Genomic DNA, 25,112 nt, shown 5'->3' with positions numbered 1-25,112 from the left:
TTGATTGTTTTAGTCTTATTGATGGTGTTTAAAGAGAATAAAGGCTAATATTATGTTACAATAGAGCTATGACAAACAAGAAAAAATTACTGTTAATTGACGGTTCTTCCGTTGCCTACCGTGCTTTTTTTGCACTCTACAATCAAATTGACCGCTTTAAAAACCCTGCAGGACTCCATACCAATGCCATTTATGGATTTCATCTGATGCTGGATCACATGATAAAGCGGGTAGAGCCTACCCATGTTTTGGTGGCCTTTGACGCCGGTAAAACGACTTTTAGGACAGAAATGTTTACGGATTACAAGGCCGGACGCGATAAGACGCCAACAGAATTTCGTGAGCAGCTGCCCTACATCCGTGAGATGCTGACGGCGCTCGGTGTGCCTTTTTATGATTTGGACAATTATGAGGCCGATGATATTATTGGGACGCTGGATAAATTGGCAGAAAATGAAGATGAGTACGAAGTAACGATTGTCAGCGGCGACAGAGACCTGATTCAGCTGGCTGATAGCAACACAACCGTTGAAATTTCTAAAAGGGGCGTTGCCGAATTCGAAGAGTTCACTCCAGCTTATCTCATGGAAAAAATGGGGCTGACACCCAAGCAGTTCATTGACCTTAAAGCGCTCATGGGAGATAAATCAGACAACATTCCAGGCGTTACCAAGATTGGCGAGAAGACCGGTCTTAAGCTCCTGCATGAACACGGCAGTCTGGAAGCTATCTATGAAAATTTGGACAGCTTCAAGGCCTCCAAGATGAAAGAAAATCTGGTTAATGATAAAGAAAAGGCCTTTTTGTCGAAAACCTTAGCGACCATTGATGTTCAGGCGCCTATTACTATTGGCTTAGAGGATATTATTTATTCAGGTCCCGAATTTGACAGTCTGGCTAAATTTTATGATGAGATGGACTTTAGACAGTTCCGTTCGCAGCTGGGTTCATCGCCTGATGCTAAGACCTTTGAAGCTCATTATACAGAGGTTAGCCAGCTGAAAGCGGACATGTTTGCCGATGATCAGTTCTTTTATTTTGAAATTTTAAATGACAACTATCATACAGAAGATATGATTGGTTTTGCCTGGGGCAACAGTCAGGCTATCTATGCCAGCACTGATGTCAGTCTGCTGAACGATGACCTGTTCAAAAAGGCTCTGGCTAAACCAGTTAAAACCTATGATTTTAAGCGCAGCAAGGTTTTGCTCAGTCATTTGGGAATTGATTTGCCGACAGCTAGTTTTGATAGCCGATTAGCAAAGTACCTGCTTTCAACGGTTGAAAATAATTATATTTCGACCATTGCTAGGCTTTATACGGACCTACCCTTGGATACGGACGATGAGGTATATGGCAAAGGGGCTAAGCGAGCTGTTCCTGACAAAGATGTCCTGCTCAGCCATTTGGCTAAAAAAATTAGCGTCTTGATTGCCAGTGAAGAGCCCATGCGTCAGAAACTTTCTGCTAATGACCAACTCGACTTGCTCTTTGAGATGGAATTGCCGCTGGCTAATGTCCTTGCTAAAATGGAAATTGCAGGTATCTCAATTAAAAAAGAAACGCTCAAAGATATGGAGCGAGCCAATGAGATTGAACTGGAGGCCTTAACGCAGGAAATCTATGCTTTGGCGGGGGAAGAATTCAATATTAATTCGCCTAAACAGCTGGGAGTCATTCTCTTTGAAAAATTAGGCCTGCCTTTGTCGGCGACTAAAAAAACAAAGACCGGCTATTCGACGGCTGTTGATGTTCTGGAACGTCTGGCTCATCGCTCACCAATCGTAGCTAAAATTTTAGAATACCGTCAGATTGCTAAACTCCAATCAACCTATATCATTGGTTTGCAGGAGGCTGTTTCTTTTGACGATAAGATTCACACGCGCTATCTGCAGGATTTGACACAGACCGGGCGGTTATCCAGTGTCGACCCCAATCTTCAAAATATTCCTGTCCGTTTGGAACAGGGCCGTCTTATCCGCAAGGCCTTTGTTCCAGAATGGCCGGACAGCGTTTTGCTCAGTTCGGATTATTCACAGATTGAGCTGCGGGTTCTGGCGCACATTTCAGGTGATGAACACTTGATAGCAGCCTTTAAAGAAGGTGCAGATATTCATACGTCTACAGCGATGCGTGTCTTTGGCATTGAAAGACCAGAAGATGTGACACCTAATGACCGCCGCAATGCTAAGGCCGTTAATTTTGGCGTGGTTTACGGCATTTCCGATTTTGGTCTGGCCAATAATCTAGGTATCAGCCGCAAGGCCGCTAAAAATTATATCGATACCTACTTTGAACGTTATCCGGGTATTAAAAATTACATGGACAGGGTGGTCAGAGAAGCGCGTGATAAGGGCTATGTTGAGACGCTCTTTCACAGACGGCGCGAACTGCCGGATATCAATTCGCGCAATTTCAATATTCGTTCTTTTGCCGAGCGCACAGCCATTAATTCCCCAATCCAAGGGAGTGCAGCTGATATTCTCAAGGTGGCTATGATTAATCTGGACAAGGCTTTGATGCAAGGAAATTACCAAGCGCGTATGCTCTTGCAGGTGCATGACGAAATCGTTCTTGAAGTTCCCAACAAAGAACTGAAGGCTGTCAAGCAGCTGGTCAAGGAAACTATGGAATCGGCTATTGAGCTGTCTGTACCGCTTGTAGCAGATGAAAATGCTGGTCAGACCTGGTACGAGGCTAAGTAAAAATGAAAATGAAAAAGAAAAGTATCATTTTAGGATTGTGTTGCCTCTTGTTGATTGTTTGCAGTGCTTGTACTAAGCAGTCTTCTAAACACTCTTCTAAATCCAATCATCAGGTCAAATCAGTCAAAGAAATCAGTCAGAAAGAATTTCAAGACTTAGCTAACAGCAAAAGACTTATTGTCAATCAGAACCCTCCTAAATATGATTTTTTAAAGGATGCCCGTCTTGAATCTGCTAGAAATGGACTAGTCGAGACAGATATTAATGGAGAAGTAAAACACCACTACCGTTGGTATGAAAAGCCCGACCTTTGGACCTTAAATGTTAATACAAAAGATAAAGATAGAGACCTTGTTTATGATGCCAGAGAACATGATTCTACTTTTATAGTACAGCTCTACACTTTAAATGCTTATAGTCAGTCGCCTTTAGATGGCGGTCATGTTTTGACGGAGCAAGAATTGTCAGAACGGCTGAAAAAAGACTTGCATTATTTTAGCAAAGAAACTAAAATCACCATCGAAAATCAAGAGTGGCATGTTGGTTATGAGAAAAATACTTCCAACAATTCTTCCCGATTGACGTTTTATCGCTTGGAAAATACAGGGAATTTTGATGATTCTGTGGTGGTAGGAGCTATTATTTTTCCTTTAGCCTCAAGCAAGAAATCAACAAAAGCCAATCTAAAAGAGGCGATTGGCCATCTAAAGGATATTTTATATCAGATTTCAAAAAAATAATGTTACAGGAGGTCATTTATGACTTATCAATTTGAAAACCCCAGTCAAGATGTCATTTTTGATTATTTAAAAAAAGCTAAGACCATTGCAGTGGTTGGTTTATCTGCTCGGGAAGAAACTGCTGCTTATAAAGTTTCTCAAGTGCTGCAAACTGCTGGTTATAAAATTATTCCTGTCAATCCACGGGCAGCAGGAGAGCATATTTTAGGTGAAATCGTTTATGCCCGCCTGCAGGATATTCCTGAACATATTGATATTGTAGATGTCTTTCGCCGCAGTGAATTTTTAGCAGATGTTGCCAAGGATTTCCTTGAAACAGATGCGGATGTCTTTTGGGCACAATTGGGTCTGCAAAGTCAAGAAGCAGAAGAGATATTACGCTCTGCCGGCCGCAATCAGATTGTGATGGACAAGTGTATTAAGATTGAATACCAAAAGATGGGATAGGCGGCAACATTGTTTTCGATAGCATCTGATTTATCAAGCTGGGAAAATTTTCTCAGCTTTTTATACTCTTTGAAAATCAAAATAATACATCGTTAACTTCGCATTGCCGTACTCTAGTACTACCTGCGGCTCGTCGCCTAGTCTGATTTTGATTTTCTTTGAGTATTAATTCTTATCAAAATGGGCAAGTCGATTTTTCGGTAATTTATGAAGGGGAGATATTATCCAGAGCTGCTTAATGACATCTGTCTGCTTTTTTGATAAAATTTATAAGGTTAAATGTCCAAGACACAGTCTTGGAAACAAGGAGTAGAAATGACACATTCACCGATTCAATATCGTCTTATTAAAAAAGAGAAGCATACAGGAGCGCGTTTAGGAGAGATTATAACACCGCACGGTACCTTTCCAACACCTATGTTTATGCCAGTGGGAACTCAGGCAACCGTTAAAACACAGTCCCCTGAAGAATTAAAAGAGATGGGCTCGGGTGTCATTCTGGCTAATACCTACCATCTCTGGCTGCGGCCGGGTGATGACCTCATTGCACGGGCAGGCGGACTGCATCAGTTTATGAACTGGGATCAGCCTATTTTGACTGACAGCGGTGGTTTTCAGGTGTATTCTCTGGCAGACAGCCGCAACATCACCGAAGAAGGGGTTACCTTCAAAAATCACCTCAACGGTGCTAAAATGTTCCTGTCACCTGAGAAGGCCATTTCCATTCAAAATAATTTAGGCTCTGACATTATGATGTCCTTTGACGAATGCCCACAGTTTTATCAGCCTTACGATTATGTTAAAAATTCTATTGAGCGGACCAGTCGCTGGGCAGAACGAGGTCTTAAAGCGCACCATCGTCCTCAGGATCAGGGACTTTTTGGTATTGTACAGGGAGCTGGTTTTGAAGATTTACGGCGTCAGTCAGCGGCTGATTTGGTGTCCATGGATTTTCCGGGCTATTCTATTGGCGGTTTAGCCGTTGGAGAATCACATGAAGAAATGAATGCTGTGCTTGATTTCACAACACCTCTCCTGCCGGAAAACAAGCCTCGTTACCTCATGGGAGTTGGCGCCCCTGATAGCTTGATTGATGGGGTTATCCGCGGTGTTGACATGTTTGACTGTGTCTTACCGACTCGGATTGCCAGAAACGGAACCTGTATGACCAGTCAGGGGCGCTTGGTGGTTAAAAACGCTCAGTATGCAGAAGACTTTACACCCTTAGATCACGACTGCGATTGTTACACTTGTCAAAATTACACGCGCGCCTATCTTCGCCATCTGCTCAAGGCAGATGAGACCTTTGGGCTGCGTCTGACCAGCTATCATAATCTCTATTTCCTTCTGAATCTGATGCGAAAGGTCCATCAGGCTATTATGGATGATAATTTGCTTGAATTCCGTGCAGACTTTATCGAACGTTACGGCTATAATAAATCCAAACGCAATTTCTAATTACCATCGAAAATATATTATATATAAGCAGGGCTGCCTGCTTTGGCTGGAGCAAAATTCCATTTGTGGGAGCTGCTCCGGTCTTTTAGTTATCAGCCAAAATCTCTGAGAATTCGTCAGCAGTTTTTGCAAGTAGCTTTGATTTTCTGCTTAACTGTTTAGCACAGCCTATCAGCTTACAAAAGTGTAAGTTTAGTTTATGAATTTTCCGGTAAAATAAAGGTAACCACCAAGGGAGCTGATGATTTAGCCCCAAAATAAACTTAACAGCGAAGGAGGATTCATTGATGACAAAGGCCGATTGCTTAAAATACTTGATTTTAATTTTTATGCTTTGTGATTTAATCCTGCTGACCTTAATCGTCTGTTGGTATTGTATGTGATTTTTGCAGAAGACTTTTAAGGAGAAGCGATGTTAGAAGCCATTACACTGATACTTTTTATTTTGCTGGCTTTTTCCATATATCATGATGCCCGCAGTTTGATTAATCCCGTTCTTTTAATTATCTTTTTGTTTTTTGCCTATGTTACGGCTGTTAGCTTTTTCTACCGTCAGGGCTATACAACAGCTTATTTAATCTTTGTACTGGGATTTCTGATGGTTCCTGCCTTTATCTTTTTTGGCGGCTTATTTCTCATTTACAACGGTTTTATTCTTTTGAAAAAAGAAGGGCGATCAAAAACTAATTTTTTATCCCTTTTGCTGGGACTTAGTATCGTAGGCTTCTTTCTTTTCATTTACCTAGGCTCATCCTTTTTGACAAATCTGCCGCAAAATAGTTTTTTCTATCTTATTTACTTTCTGATAATATTTACTTTTTTACTTTTTGGCATATCGTTTGTTGCTTTTATGCTGTACTCCCTTTTGTATCTCATCATTCCTAAAAATAAGCACTATGATTTCATTATCATTCATGGTGCAGGACTGATGAAGGGCAAAGAAGTAACACCCTTGCTGCAAAAACGGATTGATAAGGCACTTGAGGTTTTTCGAAAATCCAGCAATCCCAGAGCCAAGCTGATTGCAAGCGGCGGTCAGGGCCCTGACGAAGAGGTTTCAGAAGCCAAGGCCATTGCTGCCTATATTAGACAGCAAGGAGATATTCCCAGCAATAAAGTTCTGTTGGAAGAGCAATCACGCTCAACCTATCAAAATCTCTTGTTTTCAAAACAGCTGGCCGAAAAAGAGATGAGCCGTCCTCGTTTTCTCTTTGTCACCAATGCCTATCATGTTTTTCGGACCAGTGTCTATGCCCGTCAGCTGCATATGGCCGGAGATGGCTTAGGCTGTTCGACAGCTGGCTATTATATTCCCAGTGCTTTTATTCGGGAATTTGCAGCGCTTGCTGTCCGTCTCAAATGGGTCTTTATTGCCATTTATACTGTCGTTATAGGACTTTTAATGTTGAGATACTTTAGATAAACACTTACAGGGTCTGTTTCAAAAATATACTTGGAAGCAGGCCTTTGTTTAGTTGTTGCAGGAAATTTGCTATAATAAAGCAAACAGAAAATAAAGAAGGTGTTTTTTTATGAAGTTAACAACCATTGGCTGCTGGGGAGCTTACCCTTACAAAGACGGCGGCACGACCTCTTATCTCTTGACAGGACAAGATGGTTTTCAGCTGCTAATCGATTGCGGCAGCCGTGCTCTCAATGAACTGGAAAAAGAAATCAGTCCGCTGGACTTGGACGCGGTTATCATTTCTCACTATCACCCTGACCATGTAGCTGATTTGGGTGTCTTGCGCCACTATTTCCAGCTCTATCCTAAGCATCTCTGGGAGCCTAAAGTCTTGCCTATCTATGGTCACGACGAAGATGCCTATGAGTTTAGCAAACTGAGCCTTGAGGGTGTATCTCAAGGGATTGCTTATGACGTTAAGGGCGTGCAGCAAATTGGACCTTTTGATATTACCTTCATCAAGACAGTGCACCCTGTGCCTTGCTATGCTTTTCGTATCGTAGAGCGTGCGACAGGACAGGTCTTTGTTTTCACAGGTGATACAGGTTATTTTGACGGTTTGGATCAATTCGCCGCAGGCGCTGACCTCTTTTTGGCGGATGTTTACCTTTATGAAGGTAATGAAAATCACATAGCCCATTTGACCACCAAGGAAGCTGGAGAAATCGCTAGCGCGGCTAAAGTCAAACGGCTGGTCTTGACCCATATGCCGCCAGTAGCGCCAGCAGGCATCGATTCAGACAGCCATCTGGAAATCCTCAGAAGCCAGACGGAGACCCACTCCAATGGTATTCCAGTAGAATTGGCAGAACCTCATAAATCATGGGAGATCGGTGATTACTGATGACGGATTTCACTCAGGAAGAAAAAGAATCTTTCATGGCAGAGGCTCTCAAGGAAGCACAAAAATCATTAGCCAAAGAAGAAATTCCTATCGGCTGTGTCATTGTCAAGGACGGTCGTATCATCGGTCGTGGCCACAATGCGCGTGAGGAACTCAATCAGGCCGTTATGCATGCTGAAATTATGGCCATCAACCAGGCCAATGCTGTCGAGGATAACTGGCGTTTATTGGACAGTACCCTCTTTGTGACCATTGAGCCCTGTGTCATGTGCAGCGGAGCCATTGGGCTTGCCCGCATCCCGAAGGTCATCTACGGCGCTGCTAATCAGAAATTTGGTGCTGCCGGCAGCCTCTATGATATTCTGACTGATGGGCGTCTCAATCACCGTGTGGAAGTAGAGACAGGGATCCTTGAAGAAGAATGTGCTAGGATTATGCAAGATTTCTTTAGAAAAAGACGAAAGTCTTAAGTTGGCAGTTTTCTCAATCTATGTTATAATACTTTTGGAGCAACATCTGTGCGTGAAGCGGGTCAGGGGAGGAATCCAGCAGCCCTAAGCGATGTCAGGTGTGTGCTCTATTTTTATATTATGATAGAGTAAATAGCTAATAATCAATTTTCAATAAAAATTAAAGGTGCTGAATGATTTAGCACTTTTCTTTTGTTTTGAAAACCTATCTTTTCCGCTCAATATCAGTTATAATAGAATAAAATTTTCTTTTTAAGAAAGCGTTTAACTGAACACGGCTACGACCCTGTGCAAAAAGATAGCTTCTCCTAGAGTCCTGAGCCTCTTGGTTTTAAATTCGTCGTAGACGTCTGAACTCTCTGCGCCTTGCAGGCATTGAGAGTTCTAGTCGTCCTGACGAGGGTGCGTCAACGAAATCTCAGATTTCTGACTTACCGCTTATTTTGCTTTTGCTCGCTAACGCCCTTTGCGCCCAGCCTCGTTTGTTATCAAGTGAGAAGCACTTAGATAACAGTCCTCTGCCGTATCTTAATAACTGAACACGGGCTAAAATCCTAGTAAAAAAGATAAAGGTCCTTGTGTCTTAGCGACACGGCGTCCGTTTCCTGTTTTTATACGGATTTGAAACGCCCTTAGTATCTTAATAAAAGGAGGTTCTATGCGAAAGTTTTTACAGGTAAGCTTTTATGAGATGTCATTTTATGTTGAGATCTTGATTTCTCTGATTTTAATGATTGTTCTTCTTGTTTCCACTTTTTTCCTAGCTGTGGATATTCTGGGCATTTTTAATTCTCAAGGGTCTATTGAAACCTATCTGCACAATTTTCTCAATCAGGCCATGAGCATTGCCATCGGTGTGGAGTTGATAAAAATGCTGAGCAAGCATACCTCCGCTACCATCATTGAGGTGCTGCTCTTTGCAATCGCCAGACATGTTGTTGTAGATCAAAGCACTAGTCTTGATTCTTTGTGGAGTATTTTGGCTATCTCTGTCTTGTTTGCGACGCGGAAATATCTTTTTACTAATTTTGATGATTCGACTAATATTATTGTTCGGGGAAGTCAAAAGGTTAAAATTGCCAATGTTTTAGCGCGTGTTAATCTGAAAGGCCAAAAGGGTGAGCTGCTAAGAGATTTTGTCGTACGGCATTTGGAAGCCGAGGAAAAACACGTCACCATTGGTGCGGCTGTTTATTTGAACGATGTTGCCTTGCGGGTTGACAGCATGAAAGACGGCGTTATTACAAGGGTGGAAATCATCAAGTCACTTTCATAAAACAGCAGGAAATTTTAAGTGATTTTCAGAAAGAAAAGTGATTTTTTCTTTTTTGTGAAATTCTACTCAAAACCATTGAAAAAACCCTTACAAAAGAGTATGATAGTAAAGAAACTGAAATTTACAGGAGAGTATTGACATGACACATATTACATTTGATTATTCTAAAGTATTGGATCAATTTGTAGCACCGCACGAAGTGGACTATCTGCAAATGCATGTGACAGCTGCAGATGCAGCTCTCCGCAATGGTACCGGACCAGGTGCGGAAATGACTGGCTGGCTCAATCTGCCGGAAGATTACGATAAGGAAGAATTTGCCCGCATTCAAAAAGCGGCTGCTAAAATCCAGGCTGACAGTGATGTGCTTGTGGTTATCGGCATTGGCGGCTCTTACCTCGGTGCCAGAGCAGCCATTGATTTTTTAAACAATTCATTTGTTAACCTGCAAAAGGCAGAAGACCGCAAGGCACCGCAAATTCTTTATGCTGGAAATTCAATTTCTTCAAATTACCTTGCTGACCTTGTAGACTACGTTGCTGATAAAGATTTCTCAGTCAATGTCATTTCAAAATCTGGGACAACAACTGAACCGGCGATTGCCTTCCGCGTTTTCAAAGATCTCTTGATTAAAAAATACGGTCAAGAAGAGGCAAACAAGCGTATTTATGCTACTACTGACAAAGCGAAAGGTGCCGTTAAGGTTGAAGCGGATGCCAACGGCTGGGAGACTTTCGTTGTTCCAGACAGCGTGGGCGGACGCTTCACCGTCTTGACACCGGTTGGGCTTCTTCCAATTGCAGCAAGCGGTGCGGACATCACAAAATTGATGGAAGGGGCCAATGCTGCGCGCAAGGACTATTCGTCAGACAAGATTGCTGAAAACGAAGCTTATCAATATGCTGTGATTCGCAATATCCTTTACAGAAAAGGCTATGTGACAGAAGTTCTGGCTAATTATGAACCTACACTGCAATATTTCAGCGAATGGTGGAAACAGTTAGCTGGTGAATCAGAAGGCAAGGATCAAAAAGGCATCTACCCAACATCAGCTAACTTTTCAACGGACCTTCACTCATTGGGTCAGTTCATCCAAGAAGGCTACCGCAATTTATTTGAAACAGTTATCCGTGTGGATAAACCGCGCAAGAACATCCTTGTGCCGGAATCGGCAGAAGATCTTGATGGTCTTGGCTACCTTCAAGGCAAGGATGTTGACTTTGTTAACAAAAAAGCTACTGATGGTGTGCTTCTTGCCCATACAGACGGCGGTGTGCCAAATACTTATCTGACTATTCCTGAACAAGATGAGTTCACACTTGGCTACACTATCTATTTCTTTGAGCTTGCGATCGCCCTTTCAGGCTATCTCAATGGAGTTAATCCATTTGACCAGCCGGGTGTTGAGGCATATAAGAAAAACATGTTTGCCCTTCTTGGTAAACCGGGCTTTGAAGATTTGGGTGCCGAACTTAATAAACGCCTTTAATCAAGTAAGCTTATATGGCAGAGAATCACTCACCGTGGTTCTCTTTTTTGTTTGATTGAAGTCTTTATACTCTTCGAAAATCAAGCTCAAACCTTGTTGCCTTGATTTGATGAAGACAGTTCTATCTGCATCTGCGCCGCCTAGTCTAATTTTGATTGTCATTGAGTATTATCTGCTGTTAGTTATTTATAGGGTTGGACTGTTTTAATTAGTACACAAAATTTTGTCAGCCATAGAAAAAGACTGTCTTAATTATTTTTTGTAAGCGTTTTATAATAAAGGCACAAAAATAATCAAGACAGTAAAGGAGTCACAAAGAATGGCAGATTGGTTAAATATTGCAGGTAAAACAGTTGTTGTCACAGGAGCTTCATCTGGGATTGGCCGGGCCATTATCGAAGAACTGCTCGCATTAGATGTCAATGTTGCAAATTTTGATCTTGCAGACAATGACCTTAAAGATGACAATCTTTTGTTTCAAAAGGTAGATGTTACTTCCCGCAAACAGGTAGAAGCTGCTGTGGCAGCAACGATTGAGAGATTTGGAACCATTGATGCTGCTGTCAATAATGCAGGCATCAACATCCCGCGGCTTTTAATTGATCCTAAAGATCCTCATGGCAAGTACGAACTGGATGACGTTGTTTTTGATAAGATTACCAGCATCAATCAAAAGGGATTGTATCTGGTCAGTCAGGCTGTTGGCCGGGTGCTTGTTGATAAGAAGGAAGGGGTCATCATCAATATGGCTTCAGAAGCAGGACTTGAAGGCTCTGAAGGTCAGAGTGCTTATGCAGCGACTAAGGCTGCAGTTTACAGCTACACCCGTTCATGGGCTAAAGAATTGGGCAAACACAATATTCGTGTTGTCGGAGTAGCGCCTGGTATTATGGAAGCGACGGGTTTAAGAACGCTTGCTTATGAGGAAGCGCTCGGCTATACTAGAGGCAAAACGGTTGAGGATATTCGTACAGGTTATGCCTCTACAAGCACTACCCCGCTTGGCCGCAGCGGTAAACTGAGCGAAGTTGCTGATCTTGTGGCTTATCTTCTTTCACAGCGCTCAAGTTATATTACTGGCGTGACGATTAATGTGGCTGGAGGTAAGACACGCGGATAAAAAATTATAGGATGGTGAAAGGTGGCATTAGTTAATCGTTGGTATCGCATCTTAGATACCCTAGCAGCACAGCACAGCGTTACTTTAGAAGATCTGCGGACTGATCTTAATGTCAGCATGCACACCTTGCAAAAGAGTATTGAGCAGCTTAATGATCTATTAGACGCTGATGTTCAAATTAGGCAGAAAGACAATCGGCTCTTTCTTGAAGTTTATGATTATGCCAGACTTGAGGATATTATGGCGGGAAGTCTCAGAAAAGAAAGTGACTTCAATTCTGCCAGCAAGCGCTGTTCTTACCTGATTAAACAGTTAATACAGAGTACCTCGCCGCTTCTTATTGATGACTTGGCCGAATCCATCGGTGTCAGCCGCACAACGATCAATAAGGATTTAAAACAGGTTAAAAATTTAGCCAGCGCCTATAACATTACTATTATAGGTAAGCCTAATCACGGTTTGGAGATTGTTGGTGAGGAATTAAATCTGCGGCTCTTTTATATCCACTATGTCTATTCTTATTTTGATTCAGATACGCTGACTGATGAAACGCTGCGTTTTTTGGAAAACTTATATACGGAATTTAGAATTCCCAGAAAAACACAGGAACTGCTGACCAAGGTTATTTCCATCACGATAGCGCGCATCAAGCGGGGAAAGCCGCTGGAAGATTTTATCAAGTATTATACAAACGGCGTTAAACAGTCGTCCTTTGCAGAAGCGCTGGTTTATCATATTGAAATGGTCTACCAGATTTCACTGAGCCAGTATGAACAAGATTTTCTGGTATTTCCGCTGAATACACAGTTTATTGACGGCTTAACCTATGCGCAGACGCAAATCAAAGATTTACAGACTCTCTATCACCGCTTGGTCAAGCGTATTAAGGAGACACTACTGCTTACTTTTGATGAAGAACGCTTGTTTGCTGAAATCCATACACATCTCAGATTTCTGATTAATCGGCTGATTTTCCGTGTTCAGATTAATGATATTTTTCATGGGGAAATCCAGCAGAAATACCCTTTAGCTTTTGAAATGGCTAAGGTTGCCGGCGAAGAGCTGAAAGGCTATTTTGGCTATCAGATGGAACAATCAGAGATGAGCTATCTGGCTCTTTATTTTGAGATGATTTTACACGAAAATGAGTTGGTTTCAGATGGGCAGAAACGCAAAATTGCCGTTGTCTGTACGACAGGCAGAGGAACAGCTAACATGATTTATCGGCAGCTGATACGGGTTCTGGGGCATGACATTGAAATTGTTCAGTATTCGGAAGAAGGTTTTAATCCGAGGGCAGATGATGACTATTTTGCCATATTTACAACAATTCCGCTGAAATTCGATAAGCTGAAATCTCCTGTTATCCATATTACCAATTTATTTAATGACCAATGGCTGCGCGAAGAATGGCAGCGACTCAAGCACTATCATCAAAAAGAACTCAAAACGATTAATCTGCAGTTTGTCAGACTGTCAAAATCTGCAAACTATAAAGATTATTTGAGGCAAATGACAGACCTTTTGGAGGACAAAAAATTAGTAGATGGTGATTTTGGCCGGCGTATTTTGGAACGGGAAGAAAAACAATCAACGGTCTTTGGCAGCGGCATCGCCTTTCCTCACACGGTGAATCAGCTGCAGGGGAAAACGATTTTGATGCTTGGTCTGCTGGAAAAGGGTCTTGCTCTTAAAAATGAGATGATGGAGTTTATCTTTTTGGTAGCCATTCCCCAAGAAATTGAGCCTCACATGGAAAGCGAATTGCTGGAACTCTATGACGATATTTTCAGAATTGCCGGCGATGATGAACTGAAAGAGGAGCTGAGAAAGGTAAAGACTGAAGCGGATTTTATTGCTTTAACCAGACAGAAAGGAATTTTTTAATGAATGCTATGATTGTTTTAGGAAGCTTAGTGCTTGCTGCCTATGCTTTGCAGATTATGTTTGGCTTGAGACAGATTAAGCATTTCAATCAAGTTTATGCAGTCTTGAGGCGTCAGGGCCGCGTAGCCATAGGCCGCAGAGCCGGCAAGGTGAAATCAGGAACGATTGTTATGTTTGCTCTTGATAAGGAAGGCCGAGTTTTAGATGCTCGAAAAATGCAGGGTGTGACAGTAGCCGCCCGTTTCAAAAAAATGCCAGCCTATATCGGGAAGGATATCCATTATTTTGACAGCTATAATCCTCTAGTTCGTCAGGAAAATAAGCTGCTGCAGACAGCTATTGAAGATGCTAGGGAAGTCTTTTTAAGAACAGAGGCTGGTGTTTACAAAGATGTGCCCAAGGCTGCGCCTTTGGTTGATGTCGGCCTGCATGCCAAACTGCTCTTGGCTCGTCTTAAGCTGCAATTTAAAAAATCATAACTGAACACGGCTACGACCCTGTGCAAAAAGATAGCTTCTCCTAGAGTCCTGAGCCTCTTGGTTTTAAATTCGTCGTAGACGTCTGAACTCTCTGCGCCTTGCAGGCATTGAGAGTTCTAGTCGTCCTGACGAGGGTGCGTCAACGAAATCTCATATTTCTGACTTACCGCTTATTTTGCTTTGTGTCGCTGACGTCTTAGTATCTTAATAATTGAACACGGGCTAAAAGCGTCGAGAAAAAGATAGCCTGCCTGATGCGCAAAGCGCCTAGCGTTAGTCTCCTATTTTCTTCTCGCTTTCTTCACGCCCTTTGCGACACTTCGTTTGGTTAGTCGATCTTACTAACCAAACGAAGTTAGCGGGAGAGGTAGCCAATTCACTATGGTGATTGGCGTTTGTTATCAAGTGAGAAGCACTTAGATAACAATCCTCTGCCGTATCTTAATAATTGAACACGGGCTAAAAGCGTCGAGAAAAAGATAGCCTGCCTGATGCGCAAAAGCGCCTGGCGTTAGTCTCCTATTTTCTTCTCGCTTTCTTCACGCCCTTAGTATCTTAATATAAGGAGTTTGTTATGAAGTATATTACAAAATTTGCTGAAGGTTTCATGAAGCTGTTTCAAACCGGCGGTGATAATTTTATCAGCTGGATGACAGGGATTGTTCCTGTGGTCCTAATGCTGTTGGTAGCTATGAACGCACTCATTGCTTTGCTGGGAGAAGAACGCGTCAACAGACTGGCTCAGATTTCTGCTAAAAATCCAGTCAGCCGCTATATGATTCTGCCTTTTATTTCAGCTTTTATGTTGGGTAATCCAATGGCAATTAGCATGGGTCGTTTCATGCCGGAATATTATAAACCGAGCTATATAGCATCACAAATGCAATTCTGCCATACCTCAAATGGGGTCTTCCCTCACATTAATCCAAGCGAATTATTTGTCTGGATGGGAATCGCCTCAGGTATCAAGACATTGGGCCTCAGTCAAATGGATTTAGCTATCCGCTATTTACTGGTTGGTCTGATTATGAACTTTATAGGCGGCTGGGTAACTGACCTCACAACCGCCTGGGTCTGCAAACAGCAGGGAGTAACTTTAAGCAAAACTCTTGATTAATTTATGGGACAGACTTTTTAACTTTGGACTTAGATAAATGTAAGGAGCTGCGCCGAAAGATTAATCAAGCTTAATGAATTGAAAGAGAGAAGCATTATGACATACAAAAGTATTACAGTTGTAAAAGGAAACGGCGGTTTTGGAGGACCGCTGACCATCACACCGACAGAGGAAAAGCATAAGTTTATTTATATCACAGGCGGCGGTGAAAAGCCGGAAATCGTTGATAAAATTGCTGAATTGACTGGTATGGAAGCTGTTAACGGCTTTAAAACGTCCATCCCGGATGAAGAAATTGCCCTGGCTATTGTGGATTGCGGCGGCACTCTTCGCTGCGGTATCTATCCTAAAAAAGGCATACCGACCATTAATATTGTAGCGACTGGGAAAAGCGGCCCCCTGGCACAATACATTACAGAAGATATTTATGTATCAGCCGTAGGCCCTGAACAAATCAGTGCTGCCAAAACTCCCCAAGGAAGAGCTGTTCAGGCAGAGCTGCAGCCAGCAGAAACAGAAGCTAAGACTGAAGGTTACGATACCAGTAAGAAAATTACAGAGCAACGTGCTGAAAGCAGCTTTATTGCCCGTATCGGTATGGGAGCCGGTAAAGTAGTTGCTGTCTTCAATCAGGCAGCGCGTGATGCCATTCAAACCATGCTGAATACCATTCTGCCTTTTATGGCCTTTGTATCACTGTTAATCGGTTTTATCCAAGGTTCTGGTGTTGGCAATTGGATTGCTAAACTGATGATTCCGCTGGCTGGCAATATTTGGGGGCTGATACTCATTGGTTTTATTTGCTCGCTTCCTTTCTTATCACCGCTGCTTGGACCAGGGGCTGTTATTTCACAAATCATCGGAACCCTTATCGGCGTTGAAATTGGTAAAGGAACCATTCCGCCGCAAATGGCCCTTCCGGCATTGTTTGCCATCAATACTCAAAATGGCTGTGACTTTATTCCTGTCGCTTTAGGTTTATCAGAAGCTAATGCTGAAACAGTGGAAGTTGGTGTACCATCTGTGCTTTATTCACGTTTCTTAAACGGTGTACCAAGAGTCATTGTAGCATGGCTGGCAAGCTTTGGTTTATATCACTAAAAAGAGTATAATAGCATTAAAAAGGAAGTGAGAAAATGACTAAAATTTTTGAAGCTAGGGTCCTTAAAGTTGGCCCAGAAGCAGCTGGTATGATTAAGGATGCCAATATGCTGATTCTTTTCGGAGAAGAAGCTCCGGAAGATTTGGCGGAATACTGCTACAAGATTGACAATAAAAAGTTATCAGGAACCATAACAAAAGGTGGCAGACTGCTGATTGATAATCAGGAATTTCCAATTACCGCAGTTGGTGCTGTCGTCGAGAAAAATTTAAAAAACCTAGGGCATATTACCATCTCTTTTGACGGTTCAAATGAAGGTTCGCTTCCGGGAACCCTCCACGTTCAGGCAGCTAAACCCGCAGTTCTGGGAATCGGATCAGTCATTCAGCTTTTCAGTTAAGTATAAAAAGTTCGACAACAATCAAACCTTGTGTTGAAAAAGGGGAAAAACTGTTATCAAACACTAAAAAAGACCTCGTCAGGAGGTTTTTTATTTTGCGCGTGAATAATTTGTTACATCATTGACATTATATATATATATATATATAATAGTTTTGTAAAGATTTTCAAAATAGGGGGATGAGGTTATGGGAAAGAAAAATTATTCAATGATTGTTAAAGGAGCTATTTTGGTTGTAAGCTTAGTGATGGCATTACTGTCTCAATCTGTTTATGGAGATGTTTCCAGCAAGACAGCAGTGAATACCCCTTCGGCTAAGTCACAAATAGAAAGTCTCAGTAAGAAATCAAAGAATAAATTTAGACCGAAAGATAGTTCAGACTCAACCATTGAAAAAATTAAGACCTATGAAGATTATCTAACAATGTATCAATTTATTGTAAATGAATATATTACAAACTATGAAGCAGTTGTAACGCAATATGGATTGGGAGATGCCGAAACTTACAAGTCAATAAGACAAGGGGTAGTGGATAGTGTTAAAGAACAAAAAAAGCAATATGGATCAATGAAAAAAGCTATGATTATTGGAAAAAAAGATTTGGTACAATTTTTAAAAGATTATCGTGATAAGCTAAAAGAATTTGTAAATCAAATGTCTCAAGGGTTGCAGCAATAAATTTTTTAAAATAATTTTATCAGGAAGATATATAATACAAACTAATTTTACTTAAATGGTAAAGATGTAGACTAGGAAACAATCAATTCTCACGCAATAAAAAGTTGAAATTGAGGACTAATAAAATATAAGGAGTATTAAGAGATGAAAACACGGAAAGAAGAAAGAAAAGTTTTGCCAATTTTAGCTTTGGTTTTTGGAGGAATAGGACTAGCTACATCTTGGATGCCTTTTATCAATAATGCCTCAGGAGTGTTAGCAATTATTGCTTTCTTTTTAGGGGTTATTGCTTTAATTGTAAATCGTAAAAATAAAAAAATCTTAACACTAATCTCGGTCGCAATTGCTGTTATCTCTTTTGTTATAGTTCTTGTCACTCAATCTACCTACAGTGCTGTTTTAAATGATGCTGTCAAGTCCCCTAAAGATTCTGCTGTCAAGGTAGACAGTTCCAAAAAAGAAAAACTTACAAGTCTCGAAATTTTAAATGCTTTGGCAAAAAAATCAAAGTCCACAGATGAACTTTATATTACTGATAAAATTAAAGTTGGAAAAGACGGTGATGTTTTGCCTGGAATTTATGATTTGCAAATCACGGGAGGCAGCGGAAATATAACAGGAGAGCGCTCATCAACTTTTTCCGGTCTCTATATTAATTGGTTGGGTTCTGCTATGGATAGCGGTAACATTGAATATCCGTCAACAATTAGGGTTATTCTTTTTGAAGGTGATGCTTTAGAATTTACTGACATTTCAAAAGTAAAATTTACGGCTGTTTCAAGTACCGTTAAAATGAGCAATGAATTAGGAATTGGCAACTATGTAGTTGGACGTGATATTAAACCGGGAACCTATAAGTTAGATACTAATGCAACGATGGATCCTGAATTTGAAAATTTAGGATGGGATATTTCTATATACAATATGAATACAGACAGTTCTAAAGAGCAAAACTATAATCCTGGCAGCACAGATGTCGTTGTAAAACTTAAAGAGGGTGAAATCATTACGACTAATTTTGATAATACTCAGTATGATGTTTCTGGCGACACAGCAAAATTAATTTTTACGGAAGTCAAGCAGTAAAAAGTTATAGAATATCATGACCTTGTGCAGCTGCACTGGGTCATTTTATTATTTGTCTCTAGAAATTTCAGAAGATTCTGCTATAATAATAATTAACTATTTTTGAATTGGAGAATAAAAGATATGACTGCACAAAAAATGTCAGCGCAAGAAATTATTGCTTTTATTGGAAATGCGGAAAAGAAGACCAATGTAAAGGTAACTTTTGAGGGTCAGCTGGCCGGCGCTATTCCTGATTCTGTTGTCAAATTAGGGAATGCTCTCTTTGGGGATTGGAAAGATGTTGAGCCGCTTTTGGCTAATCTGACAGAGAACAAAGACTATGTCGTGGAGCAAGACGGTCGCAATTCAGCTGTGCCATTGCTTGATAAACGCCATCTCAACGCACGTATCGAGCCAGGAGCTATCATCCGCGACCAAGTGACGATTGAGGATAATGCCGTAGTCATGATGGGAGCTGTTATCAATATCGGTGCTGAAATTGGTGAAGGCACTATGATTGATATGGGGGCTATTCTTGGGGGACGTGCAACTGTTGGCAAAAACAGTCATATTGGAGCCGGCGCTGTGCTTGCTGGTGTTATTGAGCCTGCTTCTGCAGATCCTGTCCGTATCGGAGATAATGTTTTAGTCGGTGCCAATGCGGTTATCATTGAAGGAGTGCAAGTCGGCAGCGGTTCAGTTGTTGCAGCCGGAGCTATTGTTACTCAGGATGTTCCTAAGAATGTTGTTGTAGCTGGTGTACCGGCGCGTGTCATCAAAGAAATTGATGAAAAAACACAGCAAAAAACGGCTCTTGAAGACGCCCTCCGCAATCTCTAGGCCTAAGATGCAGTCTTTAATGGTATTACCACACTCTGCCCTTGCTAAGATGATTGGATTTTCATAGTCAGACAGACGCAGAAAATGTTGTCAGCAGCGGTGCAAGTGCTAAAAAGAAAAAATGAAAGAGAGTGGGACAGCCATCATGACTGTTGGTCCCACTCTCTTTTACAAAAGGGAAATGAATATGACTTTAGATTTAATCAAAATTCGCCGTGAATTGCATCAAATTCCGGAAATTGGTCTGGAAGAAGTTAAAACGCAGGCCTATCTTCTTGAGCGGATTAGTGAGATAACTGCCGGGAAAGATTTTGTCGAACAGCGTACCTGGCGGACTGGAATTTTGGTCTTTTTAAAAGGCTGGGCACCTGAGAAAACGATTGGCTGGCGTACGGATATTGATGCTCTGCCTATTGTTGAAGAGACAGGGCTTGATTTTGCCAGTCAGCATAAGGGACGTATGCATGCCTGCGGCCATGATATGCATATGACTGTTGCTCTGGGTCTGCTTGATAAAATGGTACAAGTTCAGCCCAAAAACAATCTGCTCTTTCTCTTTCAGCCGGCAGAAGAAAATGAGGCCGGCGGCATGCTTATGTATGAGGATGGTGCTTTTGGAGATTGGCAGCCTGATGAATTTTATGGTTTGCATGTTCGTCCTGATTTTAAGGTCGGAGATATTGCGACCAATACAGGAACTTTGTTTGCCGGAACATGCGAGGTTTTTATTACTTTCAAGGGTAAGGGCGGACATGCGGCTTTTCCGCATGAGGCTAATGATGCCCTTGTGGCTGCTTCTTACTTTATTACACAAGTGCAGACAATTATCAGTCGCAATGTTGATCCAATTGAAGGCGGTGTTGTTACTTTTGGATCCATGCACTCCGGAACGACCAACAATGTCATTGCTGAAACTGCGACCCTGCACGGGACCATCCGCACATTGACACAGGATATGAGCCTCTTGATTCAAAAACGAGTAGAGGAGATGGCTCAAGGGATTGCAACTTCTTTTGGTTTGGAAGTCGATGTGCAATTAAAACAAGGCGGCTATTTACCAGTCGAAAATGATCCAAAGTTGGCTCAAAATCTCATGGCTTATTTTGAAAATACAGACGGAGTCCATTTGATTGACTGTCTGCCTGCGATGACTGGCGAAGACTTTGGCTACCTGCTTAATAAAATTCCTGGTGTTATGTTCTGGCTGGGGGTTGACACGCCTTATGCACTTCATCATCCTAAGATGAGCCCTAAGGAAGAAGCACTGCCTTTTGCTGTGGAAAAAATCAGTGGTTTCCTGAAGACCAAAATAAATTAAAAAAGTCCTTGCAGTTCACAGAATTGCAAGGACTTTTAATAAAGAAAAAGGGAAGAGCACCAGCTTTCGCTGATGCTCTAGGAGATTTATGAAAAAGGGGAAATAAATTAGGGAAGTTTATCTCCCCCAACCACTTGGGGAAGTGGTTGTTTTAGGATGATTAAATTATATAGGAGAAATCTTAAAGAAACCTTAAACCAAAATTTTTATTTCATTAAAACAAATAAGATGCCTCTATGGGGGTTATTGGCTAAGAGAACAAAAATTGGAGATTTTTTTCAGCCATTTGGCTCTTGTCAGTCTGAGTTAATAATAGGAAAAAAAGCTTAATCGTGTTATGATATTAGCATGACAAAAAAAGAATTCAGAGCTCAGGTAATAGAGCAGTTAAAAAAGCAGAACAAGGCTGTTAAGGCTCAAAGGGACAGGGAGTTGCTCAGCCATTTCATTGCTCTTGAGGCTTATAAACAAGCTCAGACGCTTGCAACTTATCTGGCCTTTCCCTTTGAATTTAATACGTCTTTGCTGATTGAGCAAGCGCAAAAAGACGGGAAAAAGATAGTGGTTCCCAAGGTCTACGGACAGGGAAAAATGATTTTTGTTTCCTACGATGCTGCCGATTTAAGAACCAGCACATTTGGTCTCAAAGAACCCATAAGTGATCGGGCTGTTGCTCAGTCATCGATTGATCTTATTCATGTTCCGGGACTTGCGTTCAATAATGACGGCTATCGTATTGGTTTCGGAGGCGGTTATTACGACCGTTATCTGTCTGATTTTAAAGGAAGTACGGTCAGCACCATCTATCCTTTTCAGAGTCTTGCTTTTGAGCCTAGTTCTTTTGATATTCCAGTGAAAGAGGTATTACGATATGGAGACCTTTAAAAAATATCCTGCAACCTCATTTTTATTACTGCTGACAACACTAGTTTTTTTGGCCATGCAGGTCTTTTATTTCGGTCGGGCAACAGAGACGCTTGCAGTCTTTAATTTTGGCGGTATGTATGGTGATTTAGTAGTTCAGATGCCAAATCAGCTCTGGCGTTTAATCACACCGATTTTTGTTCATATTGGCTGGGAACATTTTTTATTCAACGGTCTGACTTTGTACTTTGTAGGGCAGCTGGCTGAGGGTATTTGGGGGTCTGGAAAATTCCTGCTCCTTTATCTTTTATCCGGAGTGATGGGAAATATTTTTACGCTTTTCTTTACGCCGAGTGTTGTAGCGGCCGGTGCTTCAACGTCTTTATTTGGCTTATTTGGAGCTATTGCGGTCTTGGGATATTTTGGACACAATCCTTTTTTAAAACAGCTGGGGCGGAATTATCAGGCCTTGATTGCTATCAATCTGATTTTCAATCTCTTTATGCCAAGCGTGAGCATTGCCGGACATTTAGGCGGAATTGTTGGCGGGCTTGTTTCAGCTGTGATGCTGCCCAGTCAAACAGAGAAGAACGTTTTTAGGCCCAGTCAGCGTTTACTGGCCTTCCTGCTTTATTTGGGACTTGCTCTGGGTCTGCTTTATTTGGGCTTCCATCGCTGATCCTGTCAGAAACAAAAAAACTCGAATTAATTCGAGTTTTTTTGTTTGCTTTGCTTATCTAATTCTTTACCGAGACTGATAATATATGATTTCAGATCGTCTTTAACTTGAGGATGTTTTAAAGCGTAATCAATTGAGGTTTTCATGAAGCCGAATTTATCGCCGACATCATAGCGTTTTCCTGTGAACTCACGTGCGAAAACCCGCTGCGTTTTGTTTAGGGTATCAATAGCATCGGTCAGCTGAACCTCATTGCCGGCACCTGGTTTTTGGGTTTCCAGAATGGTAAAAATCTCAGGTGTCAGCAGATAGCGGCCGATAATAGCTAGATCGCTGGGAGCCTCTTCGGGGGCAGGTTTTTCAACAAAGGTATCAACACTGTAAAGACCATTTACCCCTTCACCTTGGGGAGCGATGACACCATAGGCAGAAACTTCGTCGTGCGGCACCGGCATAACAGCAATAGTAGAAGCATGGGTCTGGTCGTAGTCGTTAATTAGCTGGCGTGTCAAAGGGACAGCCTGATCATCTGTAATATCCATAAGGTCATCGCCAAGCATAACAACAAAGGGTTCATTTCCCACAAAGGCTTTGGCCTGCAGGACAGCATCACCCAGTCCGCGCGGATGGCTCTGACGAATGAAATGCAGATTAATAGCAGTAGTGTCATTAACGAGTTTGAGAAGATCGGTTTTTCCTTTTTGTTCTAGGTTGTATTCAAGTTCAAAGTTGGAATCAAAATGATCTTCAATGGAACGTTTTGATTTACCGGTAACAACCAAAATATCCTCAATGCCTGATTTCAAGGCTTCTTCTACGATAAATTGAATTGTTGGTTTATCCACAATAGGCAGCATTTCTTTGGCCAGTGCTTTGGTGGCTGGCAGGAAACGTGTTCCCAGACCTGCTGCGGGAATAACTGCTTTTCTCACTTTTTTACTTGGCATATGGCTAACTCCATTCATTTTCTGCTCTGAATTCATTGGACATCATTGATGTGATGGCTTCTTTGATATTTTTACCTTCATAGATGGACTGATAAATAGCGCTGGTAATAGGCATGTAGACATCAAGTTCCTTGGAGAGTTCATAGGCAACCTTGGTGGTTGAAATACCTTCAATGACCATTCCCATATTTTTTTCGATGTCTTCTAATTTTTCGCCGCGGCCCAAAGCATCTCCTGCACGCCAGTTACGCGAATGCACTGAGGTTCCGGTGACAATTAAGTCGCCAACTCCCGAAAGACCGCTGTAGGTCAGCGGATCAGCCCCTAATTTCACTCCCAGACGGGTAATTTCAGCCAAACCGCGCGTGATGACAGCAGCCTTAGCATTGTCACCATAGCCCATGCCGTGAAGGGCACCTGCTCCGACTGCAATAATGTTTTTAAGCGCGCCGGCAGTTTCAACACCGATGACGTCTGGATTAGTGTAAAGACGGAAATAATTATTGCTGAAGAGTTTTTGCACGTATTTAGCTGCTTCCAAATCTTTCGAGGCTGCTGTTATCAAAGTGATATCGCGAACAATGGTCTCCTCAGCATGGCTGGGACCGGAGACAACAACAATCTCACTGCGAAATTCAGCTGGGATTTCTTCTTCCAGAATCACAGATAAACGCTCATGTGTACCTGGTTCCAGACCTTTGGAGGCGTGCATGATAATGACCTTATGGTCAAGAAGCTCTGCTACTTGCTTAGCAACTAGGCGAGTGACTTTTGTGGGTACGACAAAAAGGATAGCATCAACATCCTTCAGGGCTTCTTTTAATTCTTTGTAGGCTTTAATCTTTGCATCTAAGACCACATCTTTGAAATACCGTTTGTTGGTATGATGCTCGTTAATTTCATCAATTTGCTCGGGGATGTTACCCCAGATGCGAACCTCATGACCGTTGTCATTAAGAACTTGAGATAAGGCAGTTCCCCACGATCCGGGACCTAATACGGCAATTTTTTGTCTCATCATTTTTCTCCTATAGTTCATGGAAAGTTAACCTCATTATATCATAAAGCCAATTCATTTGTCTTTACTTAGTTGAAAGGAAATCGTTAATCTTTGCTTTCCCGTTGGACGCTGCTAAAAAGGAGTCTGTATGGGACAGCAGGGATTTTGCTTTTGTTTTGCGAATAAATCATTTATAATAGAAGAAATTGAGAAACATTATTATCATGTAATCGTATGTTTATCACTAAAAAGGCTTAAGGAGTGCCCAATGAAAGTTCGCGGATTTGAATTAATTTCTGACTATAAGGATAAAGACCTGCTGCCCAAACGAGAAACAGCCCATGCAGCCGGCTATGATTTAAAGGTGGCAGAGCGGATGGAAATTCCTGCAGGAGCAATCGTTTTAGTACCGACAGGGATCAAGGCTTATATGCAGTCCGGTGAGGTGCTTTATCTGTATGATCGCTCATCCAATCCCCGAAAAAAGGGGCTGGTACTAATCAATTCGGTTGGCGTTATTGATGGCGATTATTATAACAATCCTAATAACGAAGGTCATATCTTTGCCCAGATGAAAAACATCACGGACGAAACGGTTGTCCTCGAAGCTGGCGAACGGATTGTACAAGGTGTCTTTATGCCTTTTCTGCTAGCAGATGATGATGAGGCAAGGGGCACACGGACAGGCGGCTTCGGTTCAACTGGAAAGTAGGAAATA

The 25,112-nt window shown here is 41.8% G+C and carries 24 protein-coding genes and 1 other RNA gene; 23 read left to right on the top strand and 2 right to left on the bottom strand.

What is annotated here, in order from left to right:
* Positions 1-68: 68 nt before the first annotated feature.
* From polA to SRA_RS07930, 22 genes are all read left to right on the top strand, one after another.
* On the top strand, positions 69-2,705 hold the full coding sequence (gene polA, locus SRA_RS08030; RefSeq protein WP_003089652.1) for a DNA polymerase I: 2,637 nt from the start codon (positions 69-71) through the stop codon (positions 2,703-2,705).
* An 8-nt stretch (positions 2,706-2,713) separates the two neighbouring features.
* On the top strand, positions 2,714-3,445 hold the full coding sequence (locus SRA_RS08025) for a glucose-6-phosphate isomerase (RefSeq protein ID WP_225310757.1): 732 nt from the start codon (positions 2,714-2,716) through the stop codon (positions 3,443-3,445).
* 18 nt (positions 3,446-3,463) lie between these two features.
* Complete coding sequence (locus tag SRA_RS08020) at positions 3,464-3,892, top strand: CoA-binding protein (protein ID WP_003089640.1); 429 nt, start codon at positions 3,464-3,466, stop codon at positions 3,890-3,892.
* 315 nt (positions 3,893-4,207) lie between these two features.
* Positions 4,208-5,350, top strand: coding sequence for a tRNA guanosine(34) transglycosylase Tgt (tgt, locus tag SRA_RS08015; RefSeq protein ID WP_003089639.1), 1,143 nt, complete (start codon positions 4,208-4,210; stop codon positions 5,348-5,350).
* A gap of 412 nt (positions 5,351-5,762) precedes the next feature.
* Positions 5,763-6,773, top strand: coding sequence for an ElyC/SanA/YdcF family protein (locus SRA_RS08010; protein ID WP_003089637.1), 1,011 nt, complete (start codon positions 5,763-5,765; stop codon positions 6,771-6,773).
* Positions 6,774-6,882: 109 nt separating this feature from the next.
* Complete coding sequence (locus tag SRA_RS08005) at positions 6,883-7,659, top strand: MBL fold metallo-hydrolase (RefSeq protein WP_003089635.1); 777 nt, start codon at positions 6,883-6,885, stop codon at positions 7,657-7,659.
* Positions 7,659-8,129 (top strand): tRNA adenosine(34) deaminase TadA, encoded by a 471-nt coding sequence (gene tadA, locus SRA_RS08000; RefSeq protein WP_003089634.1) that lies wholly within the window; start codon positions 7,659-7,661, stop codon positions 8,127-8,129. Before SRA_RS08005 ends, tadA begins: the two co-directional genes overlap by 1 nt.
* A gap of 26 nt (positions 8,130-8,155) precedes the next feature.
* Positions 8,156-8,253: signal recognition particle sRNA small type (ffs, locus tag SRA_RS10040), an RNA gene on the top strand.
* Positions 8,254-8,787: 534 nt separating this feature from the next.
* Positions 8,788-9,405, top strand: a complete 618-nt coding sequence (locus tag SRA_RS07995) for a hypothetical protein (protein ID WP_003089633.1) — start codon at positions 8,788-8,790, stop codon at positions 9,403-9,405.
* Between the two features lie 139 nt (positions 9,406-9,544).
* Positions 9,545-10,894 carry a glucose-6-phosphate isomerase gene (locus SRA_RS07990; RefSeq protein ID WP_003089629.1) on the top strand — a complete coding sequence of 450 codons (1,350 nt, stop codon included), beginning with the start codon at positions 9,545-9,547 and terminating at the stop codon, positions 10,892-10,894.
* Positions 10,895-11,213: 319 nt separating this feature from the next.
* On the top strand, positions 11,214-12,014 hold the full coding sequence (locus SRA_RS07985; RefSeq protein ID WP_003089626.1) for an SDR family oxidoreductase: 801 nt from the start codon (positions 11,214-11,216) through the stop codon (positions 12,012-12,014).
* 21 nt (positions 12,015-12,035) lie between these two features.
* Positions 12,036-13,901: a BglG family transcription antiterminator gene (locus SRA_RS07980; protein WP_003089615.1), complete on the top strand. Its 1,866-nt coding sequence runs from the start codon at positions 12,036-12,038 to the stop codon at positions 13,899-13,901.
* Positions 13,901-14,380, top strand: coding sequence for a transcriptional regulator GutM (locus tag SRA_RS07975; protein WP_003089611.1), 480 nt, complete (start codon positions 13,901-13,903; stop codon positions 14,378-14,380). Before SRA_RS07980 ends, SRA_RS07975 begins: the two co-directional genes overlap by 1 nt.
* 574 nt (positions 14,381-14,954) lie before the next feature.
* Positions 14,955-15,497: a PTS glucitol/sorbitol transporter subunit IIC gene (srlA, locus tag SRA_RS07970; protein WP_003089610.1), complete on the top strand. Its 543-nt coding sequence runs from the start codon at positions 14,955-14,957 to the stop codon at positions 15,495-15,497.
* Between the two features lie 96 nt (positions 15,498-15,593).
* Positions 15,594-16,598, top strand: a complete 1,005-nt coding sequence (gene srlE / locus SRA_RS07965) for a PTS glucitol/sorbitol transporter subunit IIB (RefSeq protein ID WP_003089608.1) — start codon at positions 15,594-15,596, stop codon at positions 16,596-16,598.
* Between the two features lie 35 nt (positions 16,599-16,633).
* Positions 16,634-16,999, top strand: coding sequence for a PTS glucitol/sorbitol transporter subunit IIA (locus SRA_RS07960; protein ID WP_003089606.1), 366 nt, complete (start codon positions 16,634-16,636; stop codon positions 16,997-16,999).
* 187 nt (positions 17,000-17,186) lie between these two features.
* Positions 17,187-17,678, top strand: coding sequence for a hypothetical protein (locus SRA_RS07955; RefSeq protein WP_003089603.1), 492 nt, complete (start codon positions 17,187-17,189; stop codon positions 17,676-17,678).
* Positions 17,679-17,822: 144 nt separating this feature from the next.
* Entirely contained in the window at positions 17,823-18,764 is a 942-nt protein-coding gene (locus SRA_RS07950) for a hypothetical protein (protein ID WP_003089601.1), read from the top strand.
* Between the two features lie 123 nt (positions 18,765-18,887).
* On the top strand, positions 18,888-19,586 hold the full coding sequence (gene dapD / locus SRA_RS07945; protein WP_003089598.1) for a 2,3,4,5-tetrahydropyridine-2,6-dicarboxylate N-acetyltransferase: 699 nt from the start codon (positions 18,888-18,890) through the stop codon (positions 19,584-19,586).
* A 187-nt stretch (positions 19,587-19,773) separates the two neighbouring features.
* On the top strand, positions 19,774-20,904 hold the full coding sequence (locus tag SRA_RS07940) for an N-acetyldiaminopimelate deacetylase (protein WP_003090897.1): 1,131 nt from the start codon (positions 19,774-19,776) through the stop codon (positions 20,902-20,904).
* A gap of 348 nt (positions 20,905-21,252) precedes the next feature.
* Positions 21,253-21,789, top strand: a complete 537-nt coding sequence (locus tag SRA_RS07935; protein WP_003089593.1) for a 5-formyltetrahydrofolate cyclo-ligase — start codon at positions 21,253-21,255, stop codon at positions 21,787-21,789.
* Positions 21,776-22,447, top strand: a complete 672-nt coding sequence (locus tag SRA_RS07930) for a rhomboid family intramembrane serine protease (RefSeq protein ID WP_003089592.1) — start codon at positions 21,776-21,778, stop codon at positions 22,445-22,447. The genes SRA_RS07935 and SRA_RS07930 overlap by 14 nt, the downstream gene beginning before the upstream one ends.
* Before the next feature lie 26 nt (positions 22,448-22,473).
* On the opposite strand, the gene galU is transcribed toward SRA_RS07930, so the two are convergent.
* Both galU and SRA_RS07920 read right to left on the bottom strand, forming a co-directional pair.
* The gene (gene galU / locus SRA_RS07925; RefSeq protein ID WP_003089591.1) at positions 22,474-23,394 is read right to left on the bottom strand and encodes a UTP--glucose-1-phosphate uridylyltransferase GalU; all 921 of its coding nucleotides are present in this window, start codon (positions 23,392-23,394) and stop codon (positions 22,474-22,476) included.
* A gap of 4 nt (positions 23,395-23,398) precedes the next feature.
* Positions 23,399-24,415, bottom strand: a complete 1,017-nt coding sequence (locus tag SRA_RS07920; RefSeq protein ID WP_037611194.1) for an NAD(P)H-dependent glycerol-3-phosphate dehydrogenase — start codon at positions 24,413-24,415, stop codon at positions 23,399-23,401.
* 247 nt (positions 24,416-24,662) lie between these two features.
* On the opposite strand from SRA_RS07920, the gene SRA_RS07915 reads away from it, so the two are divergent.
* The gene (locus SRA_RS07915; RefSeq protein ID WP_003089588.1) at positions 24,663-25,106 is read left to right on the top strand and encodes a dUTP diphosphatase; all 444 of its coding nucleotides are present in this window, start codon (positions 24,663-24,665) and stop codon (positions 25,104-25,106) included.
* The last annotated feature ends 6 nt before the right edge of the window (positions 25,107-25,112 follow it).

The organism is Streptococcus ratti FA-1 = DSM 20564 (genome assembly GCF_000286075.1).
Lineage (GTDB): Bacteria > Bacillota > Bacilli > Lactobacillales > Streptococcaceae > Streptococcus > Streptococcus ratti.
Note: the sequence above shows the minus strand (reverse complement) of the source record. Positions and strands in the feature narration are given on the sequence as shown.

Coding starts and splice junctions, on each gene's coding strand:
- polA (WP_003089652.1), top strand. CDS start 69: ATGACAAACAAGAAAAAATTACTGTTAATTGACGGTTCTTCCGTTGCC.
- SRA_RS08025 (WP_225310757.1), top strand. CDS start 2,714: ATGAAAAAGAAAAGTATCATTTTAGGATTGTGTTGCCTCTTGTTGATT.
- SRA_RS08020 (WP_003089640.1), top strand. CDS start 3,464: ATGACTTATCAATTTGAAAACCCCAGTCAAGATGTCATTTTTGATTAT.
- tgt (WP_003089639.1), top strand. CDS start 4,208: ATGACACATTCACCGATTCAATATCGTCTTATTAAAAAAGAGAAGCAT.
- SRA_RS08010 (WP_003089637.1), top strand. CDS start 5,763: ATGTTAGAAGCCATTACACTGATACTTTTTATTTTGCTGGCTTTTTCC.
- SRA_RS08005 (WP_003089635.1), top strand. CDS start 6,883: ATGAAGTTAACAACCATTGGCTGCTGGGGAGCTTACCCTTACAAAGAC.
- tadA (WP_003089634.1), top strand. CDS start 7,659: ATGACGGATTTCACTCAGGAAGAAAAAGAATCTTTCATGGCAGAGGCT.
- SRA_RS07995 (WP_003089633.1), top strand. CDS start 8,788: ATGCGAAAGTTTTTACAGGTAAGCTTTTATGAGATGTCATTTTATGTT.
- SRA_RS07990 (WP_003089629.1), top strand. CDS start 9,545: ATGACACATATTACATTTGATTATTCTAAAGTATTGGATCAATTTGTA.
- SRA_RS07985 (WP_003089626.1), top strand. CDS start 11,214: ATGGCAGATTGGTTAAATATTGCAGGTAAAACAGTTGTTGTCACAGGA.
- SRA_RS07975 (WP_003089611.1), top strand. CDS start 13,901: ATGAATGCTATGATTGTTTTAGGAAGCTTAGTGCTTGCTGCCTATGCT.
- srlA (WP_003089610.1), top strand. CDS start 14,955: ATGAAGTATATTACAAAATTTGCTGAAGGTTTCATGAAGCTGTTTCAA.
- srlE (WP_003089608.1), top strand. CDS start 15,594: ATGACATACAAAAGTATTACAGTTGTAAAAGGAAACGGCGGTTTTGGA.
- SRA_RS07960 (WP_003089606.1), top strand. CDS start 16,634: ATGACTAAAATTTTTGAAGCTAGGGTCCTTAAAGTTGGCCCAGAAGCA.
- SRA_RS07955 (WP_003089603.1), top strand. CDS start 17,187: ATGGGAAAGAAAAATTATTCAATGATTGTTAAAGGAGCTATTTTGGTT.
- SRA_RS07950 (WP_003089601.1), top strand. CDS start 17,823: ATGAAAACACGGAAAGAAGAAAGAAAAGTTTTGCCAATTTTAGCTTTG.
- dapD (WP_003089598.1), top strand. CDS start 18,888: ATGACTGCACAAAAAATGTCAGCGCAAGAAATTATTGCTTTTATTGGA.
- SRA_RS07940 (WP_003090897.1), top strand. CDS start 19,774: ATGACTTTAGATTTAATCAAAATTCGCCGTGAATTGCATCAAATTCCG.
- SRA_RS07935 (WP_003089593.1), top strand. CDS start 21,253: ATGACAAAAAAAGAATTCAGAGCTCAGGTAATAGAGCAGTTAAAAAAG.
- SRA_RS07930 (WP_003089592.1), top strand. CDS start 21,776: ATGGAGACCTTTAAAAAATATCCTGCAACCTCATTTTTATTACTGCTG.
- galU (WP_003089591.1), bottom strand. CDS start 23,394: ATGCCAAGTAAAAAAGTGAGAAAAGCAGTTATTCCCGCAGCAGGTCTG.
- SRA_RS07920 (WP_037611194.1), bottom strand. CDS start 24,415: ATGATGAGACAAAAAATTGCCGTATTAGGTCCCGGATCGTGGGGAACT.
- SRA_RS07915 (WP_003089588.1), top strand. CDS start 24,663: ATGAAAGTTCGCGGATTTGAATTAATTTCTGACTATAAGGATAAAGAC.